Here is a 12,799-nt window from a genome sequence, read left to right as displayed (position 1 = left end):
TGATTTTCCGGGTCACCGGACCCGGGAAAACCGGTCCATGACGAGGCCCGACACCGGGCGATACCCGACCGGACCTCTCGAACGAGGAGGGCCTTTTCGGCGGATCGGGCCGGTGACGGGACCGGCTCTCAGCCGGGAAGAGAAAGAACCCGGGCCCGGTTCCGGTCCCCTGTGGTCGGGGACACGGACCGGGCCCGGGTCGTTTCGATCATCGTCCGGACCCGGATGGGTCACGGCTCATGATCATCTGTGTCAGTGGTTACCGAAGGACGACGTGAGGCGGAGACCGCCGAACACATGTGCCGTGAGGAAGTGGATGATCGACGCGAAGATGCTGAACAGTGAACCCACCGTCATCAACCCCATGATTCCACCGGTGAGCAGCCCCAGTAGTGACGGTAATCCGGACGGGGCGGGGGCCTCATCCTCGGCACCCTTCACCTCGAAGAGGATGGTTGCCTCATCCTCGGTTCCGTCCGCGTAGGTCACGGTGACCACGGCCTGGACGGTCGCGTCCTCCGCGTCTTCAGCGGCTTCGTAGGTGACGACGCCTGTGGTGGCGTCGATGGAGAAGCCGGCGTCCGGGGTCCCGGAGAACTTGAATGTCGTTCCGGCCGGGGCGGAGGTGGTTTCGACCGTGTCCGTGTCGGTCATGTCGAAGCCGGGTGCGACTGCCGCGGATTCGCCGGCTTCGACCTCGCCGTTCGCGTACACCGGGGTGTACATGGCGTTGTCATCGGCCTCCTGCTCGGCGGCGGATACGAGGAACACCGCGATCGCGGAATCGGTTGAGCCGTCCGAGTACTCGGCGTTCACGGAGAACGCGACGTTCTTCGTCTCCGTGTCAGCGGACGGGGTGTAGGTGATGACGCCGGTTTCGGAGTCGATCACAGCCCCCTCGGGGTTACCGGCGGCGGCGAGCTCGAAGGTCGTTCCGTCCGGGATCTCGCCCTTCTCGATGTCGTCGGTGTCGGCCTTGTCGGCGAAGGGCGTGGAGGTGACACTCTCACCGGCGGTGACATCCGTGTTCGGGTAGAACAGGTTGTACACGGAGCTGGTCTCCGGGACCGGGGTGGCCACCTCGTTGACCTTGACCAGTCCGGTGCCGGGCCTCGGAGCCGAGGTTCCGTCACCGTAGGTCGCCTGGACGTGGAAGAAGAAGCTCTGTCCGGCCTGTTCCTCGGTGGGGGTGAAGGTGACGACACCGGTGTCCTCATCGAGGGTCATGCCGGCCGGTCGTGCTTCATCGTCCTTGTCGACGAACTTGAACGTCGTGCCAGCGGGCATGTCGACGACGGTGTAGGGGCTGATCGTCGCAGCTTCGGGAGTCACCACCGCTTCCTCGCCGGGATCCACGATGACCGTGCTGTAGTAGACGTAGATCTCGCTCTCGGCGGGCTCGTCCTTCTTCACGTTGATGACCGGACCGGTCTGCTGCGTCTTGCCGCTGGGGAAGGTGACCTCGACCCGCGGGTAGATGGTCTGCTCATCGGCGTCGGCCGGAGCCGCGTAGGTGATGGTCCCGGTCGCGGCGTCGATGCTGACCCCGGCGATGTCCTCGATGAGCTTGAAACTGAAGTTCTCGGGGATGTCCTTCTTCTCGCTGCCGGATTCGATTCCGCCGAGCTTCGGCGTGGTCGTGGCAGTCTCTCCGGGTGCGACGTTGATGGCATCCGGGTACCAGACCTGCTCGGTGTAGGTCGGTGTGGCCGCTTCCGCCTTGAGTGAGACACCGGTGAGCTGGGTGCTCGCGTCGGCGAATGTCACCCGGATCTTGACGTTCTCGACGTCGTCGGTCGCCACGGCCGGGCTGTAGGTCACGACACCGGTGTTCTCGTCGATCGACGCGCCCTCCGGAACGTCGCCCTCGAAGACGAAGGTGGCGGAGGGGACGTCCTTGTCCCCGTCATCGGTGACGAACGTCGGTGAAACGGTTCCGGTTTCGCCGGCGGTGACGGTGAGAGCGTCCTTGCCGTAGAACACCTTGCCGGTGTCCGCGACCGGGTCAGCCGCGGCGGTCACCTTGAAGGTCACGGTGTACTCGTCGGTGGTGGTGTCCGGGTAGTAGACCCGGACCGTCACCATGACATCGGTATCCACCTGGGATTCGACGGCTTCGAGAGTGACTGATCCGTCAACACCGACAGTCGCCCCCTGAACGTTCTCCGCGATGCCGAATTCCGTACCGACAGGTGCGGAATCGGTCTCGGTGGCGTCGGTGGCGACCCTGTCGAAGGTCGGTGCCGGAGCGACAGCGGGGGTACCGACGGTGGCCGCTACAACCGTGCCGTCGACCATGGGCTCGTAGCTGGTCTCATCGTCGTACTCGCCGACGGTGACGCGCTCGACGCTCGAATCGCCCGTCGTTCCCGACATCGTCTTGGCGATCGTCGCGAGCTTGGTGTGGTTGTCCCCGTAGCCGGAACCATCCTGGGGGATCGTGACGATCAGATTGTCGCCCGACGAGATGAGGTTGTTGTAGTCGGTGTTGCTGTACTTGAAGATCTCGGTCGCCTCGTCCAGGACCACGCTGTCCTGGACGGTTCCGTCCACTGCGCTCAACGCGGTGAGTGTCTTGTTCGCGGAGCTGAGGATGTAGAGGGAATCGCCGTCAGTGCCGACTCCGCCGATGATCTCGAACTCGGCGGCGGCGGTGTTGGTGTAGATCGGGGTCAGTTCGCCGTCGGCGTAGCGGTAGAAACCGACGACGGTGTGCTTGTCCGCGTCGGACTCCTTCCGGGCGTTGTAGAAGGCGACGATGTCGCCGTTCGCGTAGATGCCCCGGACGGCCTGGAAGTCCGCGAAGAGATCGGCCGCGCCGGTCAGGAGCGACGCCTTGACGTCCGCCTTCGGCGTGATGTGGATCGGGGTCGCACCCTTTCCTTCCGTGACCTCGTAGTCATGGTTGAAGATCCATGTCCCGTCGGGGAGAGCGTCGAGACTGCGGTCATCACCGAAGGACAGTCCGTAGGCCTCATCGCTGTAGTACTCGCCGCTGTCGTCGATCTCCGGGTAGAGGTCCTTGGCCGAAGGTAGTTCTGTGACCGTCTTCTCTCCGGAGGGTGTGATCTCGACGATGCGCGCGTAAGTGGGCTCCGTGTTGTACTTGGGGACGAGAACGACACCGAGGGTGCCGTCGGCCTGCCGGGCGAAGCCGGTCACGTGTCCGGTTTCACCGAGCTGAGCGAACTCGGCGATAGCGGTGACGTTTCCGTCGTCACCGAGCACGCCGGTCTTGATGAAGTTGTTGTCATCGATCCAGTACAGGGTTTTCGTGGCGGTGTCCGCGACGACCATGATGCTCTCGATGCCGGTCACGGAGACGCTCTCGGAGTGTTCTGCGTTGAACAGTGCAGCGTCGATCCCGTAGTGGTCGGCGATCTGGAGTACGGTTCCGTCGTCGAACTCGATCGTCTCCATCATGTCGCCGACGCTCAGATCGGACTTGGCGGCGGAGTACTTCTCGACGGAGATCTCGATGCCCTGCTTCGCCTCGGTTTCACCGGGGTAGGTGAACTCGACGTTCTCGAGTGCTCCGGTGCCGAGGAAGGCGTTGTCGGCCGCTGCGTCGGTGGCGGTGGCTGCGACATCGACCCAGGTGGTGTCTGTGTCACTGTTGTTGAACCGGGCGCCGGAGAAGTCGAGTGTGGCGAGTTCGACGGTCTCGGGGCCGAACCACTCGGCGCCGTCCCTGGTGGAGTGGACGGTGGCGGAGACGGAGCTCGTGCCGTCGGGGTCCACGGTGACGACCGGGTCGGTGAGGGTCACGTCGACCTTGCACGTGCCCCGGGCCGGATCTGCGTCATCCTCGCACTCACCGAGGATCGTGACGGATCCGGTGTAGCTGACGGTCTTCGCTGCGTCGTCCTTGAAGACGTAGGGGAACACGAACTGCTTCGCTTCGGCGTCGTAGCGGGCGCCGTCGGCGGCCTCGAAGGCAGTCGCCTTTCCACGGAACATCTCGTTGATGCCCCAGTGGAGGGCGTCCGTGTCGGCGGTGTAGACCTGCTTCGCCCCCTCGGTGGCTTCGACGCCCTTGGTGTAGGTGGTGTCAGCGAGTGCGACACCGACCGGACTGATGGGGGAGAGGGTCAGGGAGAGACATGCGATCGCTGCCACTCCCGCCCGGGACATACGGCGAGTTGATTGAGCCATTCAGATTTTCCTTATGTTTTGCTTCACGTATCCGTGAAGGGGAGATCGGTCTGATCGTGGGAGCGATCCACCATGCAGCGGTCTCCGCCCTCATAGATATGCCTGTACTTGCATTTTGCAGGCTTTTCACCTGCACATTTACTGGTTCCGGACGATTCCGGACCGGTTTCCCCTCCCGCCTGAGCAGTTTAGGTGGGGCTTACCAGCAGATAATCTAACACAGATTGGGTTAGGCTTGCCTAACGTTAGACAGGGGTAAAAACCCAACCGACCCACAGTCACCATTAAGCTTTCACCGGCACAACTGACCTGCTTCAGTCACAGTCAGATCCCCCGACAGCGGTGTCCGCAGCGGAACGGAACACCGTCGGCCCTCCGGTGACACGGTTCGGCCGGCCTTAGGGACGGATGTCTCCGGTCGTGGCTACAGTTGAATCCGTAACGTACGCATGTCATCCTTCCGGCCAGCCCGGGAGGTATCGAAGACCCGGTGTCAGGTACACGCCGAAGGAGAGGAACACAATGGCAGGCAATCCGTCCATTCACGCCGGTGGTGGTCGTGGTCGTGGCGATGACCACTCCGGCGACCAGGGACCGGTGCAGTCGCAGATAGACACCCACGGCACCGACGACCTCCTCGACGAGATCGACGGTCTCCTCGAATCCAACGCCGAGGAATTCGTCCGGTCCTACGTGCAGAAGGGCGGACAGTAACCGCCATGACAGAATCGGCATCGGGGGCTCTGACCAGAAGGATCATGGGTGTCGAGACCGAGTACGGGATCTCCTGTACTCTTCCGGGCGGCGGCAGAGTGATCCCGGACGAGCTCGCGCGCCAGATGTTCCGCCCGGTCGTCGACGAGCACGCGAGCTCGAACATCTTCACATCCTCGGCCGCCCGCCTGTACCTCGATGTCGGCTCGCATCCCGAATGGGCGACGGCAGAGTGCCGCTCGATCACGCAGTTGCTCAATCACGAGCGCGCGGGCGACCTGGCCATCGACGAACTCGCTCTGCAGGTCGAGCGGAGCCTCGACCCGGGCTCACGCGTCTACGTCTTCAAGAACAACGTCGATTCCATCGGAAACTCCTACGGATGCCACGAGAACTATCTCGTGCGACGTGAGTTGTCGCTGAAGAAGCTGGGACTGGCGTTGGTCCCGTTCCTCATCACCCGTCAGCTGATCGCCGGAGCCGGGAAGGTATACCGGCCTTTCCCCGGCAGCCCCAGCGAGCGGTACGGGACGGGATTCTGCGTCTCACAGCGTGCCGATCACGTCTGGGAGGGAGTGTCCTCGGCGACCACCCGCTCGCGACCGATGATCAACACCCGCGATGAACCGCACGCGGACTCGGAGAGATTCCGTCGCCTGCACGTGATCGTCGGTGACTCCTCGATGGCGGAACCGACGTTCGCCCTGAAGATCGGCTCCGCACTCCTCGTGCTCGAGATGATCGAGGCCGGGTTCCCCCTGCCCGAGGTCGAACTCGCCAATGACACCTCGGCCATCCGCGACATCGCCCGAGACACCCGCGGCCGCACCGAGATACCGCTCACCGGCGGAGGGACCGTCACGGCGCTCGAACTCCAGGAGCGCTACTGCACGGCCGCAGAGAGGTGGTTGGACATCCGCGAGCCCGCCGACGGTGGAACGCCACCGGAGGAACTCGCCCGCATCGTCGATCTGTGGCGACGCACGCTCACTGCCCTGGACACCGGTGATTTCTCGCCGGTGGACACCGAGATCGACTGGGTGATCAAGCACAAGCTGATCTCCCGCTACCGGGAGCGTCACGGCATCGAACTCGATCACCCGAAACTCGCCCAGATCGATCTCACCTACCACGATGTCCGTCCCGGGAGAGGCCTCTACTCCACGCTGGTGGACCGGGGAATGATCGCAAGGTGGACCACCGACGAGGCCATCAACGCGGCAGCCGACACGCCTCCGCAGGACACCCGCGCCGCTCTGCGCGGTAGATTCCTCGACCACGCGCGGGCGGTCGGCGCCCCGGTGACCGTCGACTGGATGCGTCTACGGGTCAACCGGCCCGAGCCCCAGGTTGTGCAGCTCGGCGATCCGTTCGCCGCGACGGATTCCCGGGTTGACGAGCTCCTCGCCTACATGGACACCCACGCCGCCGACTACCGCCGGACACCATGACCCGGAAGGACGAGGCCCTGGAGCGGCTGATCAACCTCACGTTCGCGTTTCTCGACGCCGAACAGAACGGTGGACGGAGGCTGCTCACCGCGGCCTGGGTGAGGGACAACGTGGCCGGGTACGCCGACCGTAGCGAGGACGCCTCCCGGCGCATGTTCAACCGTGACCTCGCGGTCCTCCGGGCGGCCGGTGTGCCGGTCGAGATCGTCGCGAACCCCGACGATCCCGGACAGACCGGCTACCGGCTCCAGTCGGAGGAATACTCCCTTCCGGAGGTGAGTTTCACTCCCTCGGAGGCCACCGTACTGGCGCTCGCCGGCGACATGGGGCTGGGACGGCGGCTCGCGGCATTCGCACAGTCGGGCTGGACGAAACTCGCGGCGGCGGGAGCCTCCAGGCAACTGGGAACCGTCCCTGTCGTCAGCATGCTCAACGACACGGAACATCTCGGGCCGCAGACCCTGGACACCATCCTCGGGGCCTGCCGGAACCGACGCCGCATCCGATTCACCTACAGCCGCAGCCCCGTTGATGAGGCGGTCACCCGCTCGATGGATCCGTGGGGTCTGGTCAGCCACCGGGACCGGCTGTACATCGTCGGCCACGACGTCGACCGGGACGCGGTGCGCAGTTTCCGGATCACCAGAATCAGTGACATCAGGGAGTCGGGACCCGCCACCCACCCGAATCCGGGCGGGGTGGATCTGCAGGATCTCGTGGCCCGGTCCCTGAGACGCGGTCATGATGTCGTCGACGTCCGGTTCCGGACGGCACCCGGGTGCGCGGGAGAGTTGACCAGAGCCGCGGAGGTCCTCGAGGACGGGATTCACGTCCTGCGGAACGTCGAGCGCGACTGGTTCATCCGCACCGCTGCCGCACACGCACCTCAGGTCGTCGTGACTGAGCCGGAGGACATACGGTCGGCGGTCATCGAGACGCTGTCCCGCGTCGCCGCGGGGCACGCCACCGAGAACGGGGACACACATGAGTAGGCGCGACAACCGACCCGGGGGAGGGAACCGGCTCGGAGATCTCGTGCGGATGCTGAACCTGCTGCCCTACTTCGAGGCGCACCCCGGGCGATCGATCATGGAGGCAGCCGGTGACCTCGGTTACGCCCCGCAACAGATCATGGACGACCTCAACCGGTTGTGGTGCTGCGGCCTGCCCGGAATGGGGCCGGGGGACCTCGTCGATCTGGACCATTCCTATCCGTCGGTGCGGGTCACCAACAGCCAGGGAATGGACCGGCCCCTCCGCCTCACACCGACGGAGGCCGGTGCACTTCTCCTCGCGCTGGAGTCCCTCGAGAACGTCGGCGGCCTCACCGACCGGGACGCCGTGGTCAGTGCGGCGGCGAAGCTCCGCAGCATCGTCCCCGACAGCACGGCGGCGGTCGTCGACTCGGTCGTGACCGACAGCTTCCGGTCGGCGACGTCCCCGGTTCTCGAGACCATCCGGGAGGCGCTCGACAACCGGACCATCCTCAACTTCGGGTACTACAGTGCCGCCAGCGACACCACGACACGCCGTCGGGCCGTTCCCGCACGTGTGTTCACCAGAGAGGGAAACACCTATCTCTCGGCATGGGACACATCGGCCGGAAAACACCGCACGTTCCGGGTGGACAGGATGGACGGGGTGTCCGCGACCGGCGAAACCGGAGACCCGCGCCTCGGGGAGCTGAACTTCGACTCAGAGGATCCCTTCTCCTTCACCGCGGTTTCCTGCCACGCCGATGTCCGGATCCGCGGGGATGCCGTCTGGCTCGCCGATTACGTGCCCCTCAAGCTGGATCCGGAGGTCGAACCCGTCGACGGTTTCCATCCGGCCCGCATGCCGGTCTCCTCCCGAGACTGGTTCGTCCGGTTCATCCTGGGACAGGGCGGTCGCGTGCTCGTCGACGGTCCCGCGGAACTGGTCGCTGAAGTGTCGGAACGCGCCCTCGCCGGTCTCGCGGCGTATCATCGCTAGAAAAGGAGCGCCTACCGCTACGGTGCGCCCTTATCTGAAAAGCTCGTATGAAAGGCTGTCTCCATGACCCCAGGACCCCTTGAACTGGCCATCATCGCCGTCGTCGTGCTGGTGCTGTTCGGCTGGAAGAAACTCCCGGACGCCGCCCGCTCCGTCGGCCGATCGATGCGTATCTTCAAATCCGAGGTCAAGGAGATGAAGAACGACGATCAGGCGACGGACAACATGCCCTCCGACCAGGGCACCGGGAACGTCGTCCCCGAGCCACGCGAGCTCACCCAGAACCCGCAGTCTCCGCAGTACCCCCAGCAGGGTTACGGCGTCCCGAATCCGCAGGCCAACCTCCAGCAGCCCCCGCGTCCCGCTCCCGGGTACCAGCAGCCGCAGGGCTACCAGACACCACAGGGCTACCAGCAGCCCATGCCCCCCGGGTACCAGCAGCCGAACCCGAATGATCCCCGGCAGCAGTAGCGACCCCGAGTGAACACGCGGGCGTACCCATGCCCACCTGACTGACCCGGCGCACCGGAATCCCGGTGCGCCGAACACGGAGCGGAACACCAACTTCCATGAGCACACCCACCCCGAAGAAGCGGCTCATCCCCCGACGCGGGCGCAACTCGGAGCGTTCGAGTGACGGGACGATGACCCTGGTCGAACACATCAAGGAACTCCGCCGCCGGCTGATCATCTCCCTGATCGCGCTCGCCGTGGGAACCGTGCTGGGCGTGATCTGGTTCGAGCATTCCATCTTCGGTCTGCCCACCCTGGGGTATCTGCTCCGCGAGCCCTACTGCAACCTACCGGACGAGGTTCGTGCCGACTTCTCCGCTGACGGCAGCTGTCGACTGCTCGCAACCGGTCCCTTCGAGATGTTCGGCCTCCGGTTCAAGGTCGGTGGCCTCGCCGGCCTCGTGTTCGCCTCGCCGGTGTGGTTGAGCCAGCTGTGGCTGTTCATCACACCCGGTCTGCACAAGAACGAGCGTCGTTCAACCGCGATCTTCGTGACGGTGGCGGTCCTCCTCTTCGTGCTCGGGGCAGCCCTCGCATACTGGGTCATCACCTTCGCACTGGAGTTCCTGCTGACCATAGCCAGCGAATCCTCGACGACCGCGCTGAACGGCAAGCTCTACTTCAGTTTCCTCATCGGCCTGCTCCTGATCTTCGGGGTCAGTTTCGAGGTTCCGTTGATCATCGGGATGCTCAACATCATCGGCGTGGTCAGCTACAAGCAGCTGAAGGACAAGCGACGCATCATCATCTTCTTCATTTTCTGCTTCGCAGCCGTCATCACCCCAGGTCAGGATCCGATGAGCATGGTCTCGCTGGCGATCGCCCTGACCCTGCTCGTGGAGATGTCGATCCAGTTCTGCCGCTTCAACGACCGTCGCCGCGACCGGGAACGCCCCGAGTGGGCGGACCTGGACGACGATGAAGCCTCGCCTCTGTACGCCCCGGGCGCCGATCCGCGCAGCGGTGGACCAGTCCGCGGCTCGGGGCCGGTGGCGTCCTCCGGACCCCTGCATCCCCCCGCCGAACCACCCGCCCCACGGCAGGGTTTCGACAGTCACGGCGGTAGCGGATTCGACGACGTTCTCTGACCCCTGATCGGGTGCGGGGGCGACGTCCACCGTCGTGGGGCCGCCGGTGCGGACCCGAGTAGCGTGGTACCCATGACGGACACCGCCACACATCTCGACGAGTTCACCGCCCGACTCGATTTCCCCCTCGACGACTTCCAGATCCGGGGTTGCCGCGCCGTCGAGGAGGACCGGGGGGTGCTCGTCTGCGCGCCGACAGGTGCCGGCAAGACGATCGTGGGGGAGTTCGCGGTGTCCCTCGCGCTGTCCAGGGGCACCAAGTGCTTCTACACCACCCCGATCAAGGCGTTGTCCAACCAGAAGTTCCATGACCTCGTGGAGGTCCACGGTGAGGAGTCCGTCGGGCTGCTCACCGGTGATGTCTCGGTGAACGCCACCGCGGAGATCGTCGTCATGACGACGGAGGTGCTCCGCAACATGATCTACGCCGGTTCCCCTGCACTGGACCGGCTGAGCCACGTGGTGATGGACGAGATCCACTATCTGGCGGACAGGTCCCGGGGCCCCGTCTGGGAGGAGGTCATCCTCAACCTGGATGAGTCCGTACGGATCATCGGCCTGTCGGCGACGGTGTCGAATTCCGAGGAGTTCGGTGCGTGGTTGCGGACCGTCCGGGGTGACGTCGAGGTCATAGTCTCCGAGCATCGACCGGTGCCCCTGGATCAGTGGATGCTGCTCGGCAAGAAGCTCTACCCCCTGTTCGAACCCGGCAGCGGTGGTGAGGTCAACCGCGAGCTGGAGAAGCACGTCCAACGGTTGAACTCCGCTGAGATGGAACGCGGCTCGCAGGCGTATTCGGGGGGAGGCGGCTTCCGGTCCAGGAGCGGAAAACGCGGCGAGGAGCGGAGGGACCGGAGGCACGGTGGCCACCGCTCCGGCAGACCACGGGAGGGCGCGGCGCCACGCCCGATGGGACGCCCGGAGGTCCTGCAGGTCCTGCAGGGCAGGAACATGCTGCCGGCGATCACGTTCATCTTCTCCCGGGCCGGGTGTGACGGGGCTCTGCACCAGTGCCTCGGTTCCCGACTGACCCTCACGACCGAGGAGGAGGCGAGTGAGATCGGTCGAATCGTCGACGCCGGGGTCTCGGACATCCCGGAGGTCGACCTGGAGGTGCTCCGGTTCCGCCAGTGGCGGGCCGCCCTGACCCGTGGCTTCGCGGCGCACCACGCGGGCATGCTGCCGGCGTTCCGGCACATCGTGGAGGAACTGTTCACCAGGGGACTGGTCCGGGCGGTTTTCGCCACGGAGACCCTCGCCCTCGGCATCAACATGCCGGCGCGTTCGGTGGTCCTCGAGAAGCTTGTCAAGTACAACGGTGAGGCGCACGTGGACCTCACCCCGGGCGAGTACACGCAGCTGACCGGTCGCGCGGGACGTCGTGGTATCGACACGATGGGCAACGCGGTGGTGCAGTATGCGCCGGCCGTGGACCCGCGGGCGGTGGCCGGTCTGGCATCCACCCGCACCTATCCGCTGATCTCCACGTTCCAGCCCGGCTACAACATGAGCGTGAACCTCATCCGCACCATCGGCTACGGCCCGGCCCACCGACTCCTGGAGAAGTCCTTCGCCCAGTTTCAGGCGGACGGATCCGTCGTCGACGAGGTCCGGGAGATCGAACGCGCCGAACGGAAGGTGGCGGATCTCCGCGACCAACTCCAGGGGGCCGTGACCGCGGCTAATCCGCCGTCGACGGACGGGGACCCGGTCGGGGAGTTCCTCGACTACACCCGGATCAGGACCGAGTTGTCGAAGAAGGAGAAGAAGGCGCGCCGCCGTCACCTCGAGGACCGGCACACCGAGACCGTCGTCGCACTGCGGAAACTCCAGATCGGGGACGTCATCGCGCTGCCCACCAAGAAGCGCCCGATGCTCGCGGTCGTCGTGACACCGGCGCCCGACTCGAAGAACCCGCGCCCCTGGATCATCACCGAGACCGGGTGGTCGGGCCGGGTGAATGCGGAGTCCTTCGCCGTCGCACCGCGGATCGTCGGCCACATGTCGCTGGGCAAGGACGTGCAACGCAAGCCCCGGAGGAATGCCCGGGTCGTTGTGCAGCAGTTCCGTCGCGGAGACTATCCGCGGCCGAAACGGCTGAAGCACGAGACCAGGATCCGGGACAACGACGAGGTCAGGGAACTACGGGCGGCGCTGCGGGCCCATCCGGCACACGACTGGGCGGACCGGGAACTGCTCGCCAGGACAGCGGAGAAGCTGGTCCGCAGACAACGCGATCTGGACCGTCTCACCTCCCGCGTGTCGGCGGCGACCGACACCCTCGGCCGGACTTTCGACCGTATCGTCGATCTACTCGCGGAGATGGACTATCTCGAGTTCGTCACCGGCGACGACGCCCCGGAGCCCACCCCCGTGATCACCGAGGAGGGCGAGCGCCTCGCGCAGATCCACAACGAATCTGATCTGCTCGTCGCGCAGTGCCTGCGTCGGGGAATCTGGAACGATCTCGATCCCGCCGAACTCGCCGGAGTCGTCAGCATGTGCACGTTCCAGAACCGGCGGGAGGTTCGCGGCGGATCCCCGGACGGGGCGACCGACCGGATGGCGACCGCGATGAATGCCACGATGCGGATCCACGGTGAGCTGGTCTTCGACGAGCAACGCCACAACCTTCCGGCCACCCGGGAACCGGAGGCGGGATTCGCCCTCGCGATCCACCAGTGGACCGCCGGCGCACCGATGGGATACTGCATGGCAGCGGCCGCGGAATCCGGTGCGGAGCTCACCCCGGGTGATTTCGTCCGGTGGTGCCGACAGGTGATCGATCTGCTCGAGCAGGTGGCGAAGACGGGCTACACCAACGAGGTGAAGCACAACGCGCGGGCCGCGATCGACGCGATCAGGCGCGGCGTGGTGGCGCTCGGTTCGTGACCCGGTCGGCGG

The 12,799-nt window shown here is 65.4% G+C and carries 8 protein-coding genes; 7 read left to right on the top strand and 1 reads right to left on the bottom strand.

From position 1 onward, the window contains the following. Positions 1 to 252: 252 nt before the first annotated feature. On the bottom strand, positions 253 to 4,155 hold the full coding sequence (locus tag JIM95_RS00425; protein ID WP_200257487.1) for a Rib/alpha-like domain-containing protein: 3,903 nt from the start codon (positions 4,153 to 4,155) through the stop codon (positions 253 to 255). A gap of 522 nt (positions 4,156 to 4,677) precedes the next feature. Here JIM95_RS00425 and JIM95_RS00420 point away from each other — a divergent pair. The 7 genes from JIM95_RS00420 (at position 4,678) to JIM95_RS00390 (ending at position 12,787) form a co-directional block, all read left to right on the top strand. After that, positions 4,678 to 4,869: a ubiquitin-like protein Pup gene (locus tag JIM95_RS00420; RefSeq protein WP_200257485.1), complete on the top strand. Its 192-nt coding sequence runs from the start codon at positions 4,678 to 4,680 to the stop codon at positions 4,867 to 4,869. Positions 4,870 to 4,874: 5 nt separating this feature from the next. Then, positions 4,875 to 6,320: a Pup--protein ligase gene (gene pafA, locus JIM95_RS00415; RefSeq protein WP_200257483.1), complete on the top strand. Its 1,446-nt coding sequence runs from the start codon at positions 4,875 to 4,877 to the stop codon at positions 6,318 to 6,320. After that, positions 6,317 to 7,312, top strand: coding sequence for a helix-turn-helix transcriptional regulator (locus JIM95_RS00410; RefSeq protein ID WP_200257481.1), 996 nt, complete (start codon positions 6,317 to 6,319; stop codon positions 7,310 to 7,312). Before pafA ends, JIM95_RS00410 begins: the two co-directional genes overlap by 4 nt. Next, positions 7,305 to 8,294, top strand: a complete 990-nt coding sequence (locus tag JIM95_RS00405) for a helix-turn-helix transcriptional regulator (RefSeq protein WP_200257479.1) — start codon at positions 7,305 to 7,307, stop codon at positions 8,292 to 8,294. The genes JIM95_RS00410 and JIM95_RS00405 overlap by 8 nt, the downstream gene beginning before the upstream one ends. A gap of 63 nt (positions 8,295 to 8,357) precedes the next feature. Further along, positions 8,358 to 8,765: a Sec-independent protein translocase subunit TatA gene (gene tatA, locus JIM95_RS00400; RefSeq protein ID WP_198737909.1), complete on the top strand. Its 408-nt coding sequence runs from the start codon at positions 8,358 to 8,360 to the stop codon at positions 8,763 to 8,765. Positions 8,766 to 8,863: 98 nt separating this feature from the next. Then, positions 8,864 to 9,895: a twin-arginine translocase subunit TatC gene (gene tatC / locus JIM95_RS00395; RefSeq protein ID WP_234034522.1), complete on the top strand. Its 1,032-nt coding sequence runs from the start codon at positions 8,864 to 8,866 to the stop codon at positions 9,893 to 9,895. A gap of 72 nt (positions 9,896 to 9,967) precedes the next feature. After that, positions 9,968 to 12,787, top strand: a complete 2,820-nt coding sequence (locus JIM95_RS00390; protein ID WP_200257477.1) for a DEAD/DEAH box helicase — start codon at positions 9,968 to 9,970, stop codon at positions 12,785 to 12,787. Positions 12,788 to 12,799 lie beyond the last annotated feature (12 nt).

The sequence above is a fragment of the Corynebacterium antarcticum genome, assembly GCF_016595285.2.
Classification (GTDB): Bacteria; Actinomycetota; Actinomycetes; order Mycobacteriales; family Mycobacteriaceae; genus Corynebacterium; species Corynebacterium antarcticum.
The sequence above is the reverse complement of the archived record's forward strand: the minus strand, read 5'-3'. Positions and strand labels throughout refer to the sequence as shown.

Coding starts and splice junctions, on each gene's coding strand:
- JIM95_RS00425 (WP_200257487.1), bottom strand. CDS start 4,155: ATGGCTCAATCAACTCGCCGTATGTCCCGGGCGGGAGTGGCAGCGATC.
- JIM95_RS00420 (WP_200257485.1), top strand. CDS start 4,678: ATGGCAGGCAATCCGTCCATTCACGCCGGTGGTGGTCGTGGTCGTGGC.
- pafA (WP_200257483.1), top strand. CDS start 4,875: ATGACAGAATCGGCATCGGGGGCTCTGACCAGAAGGATCATGGGTGTC.
- JIM95_RS00410 (WP_200257481.1), top strand. CDS start 6,317: ATGACCCGGAAGGACGAGGCCCTGGAGCGGCTGATCAACCTCACGTTC.
- JIM95_RS00405 (WP_200257479.1), top strand. CDS start 7,305: ATGAGTAGGCGCGACAACCGACCCGGGGGAGGGAACCGGCTCGGAGAT.
- tatA (WP_198737909.1), top strand. CDS start 8,358: ATGACCCCAGGACCCCTTGAACTGGCCATCATCGCCGTCGTCGTGCTG.
- tatC (WP_234034522.1), top strand. CDS start 8,864: ATGAGCACACCCACCCCGAAGAAGCGGCTCATCCCCCGACGCGGGCGC.
- JIM95_RS00390 (WP_200257477.1), top strand. CDS start 9,968: ATGACGGACACCGCCACACATCTCGACGAGTTCACCGCCCGACTCGAT.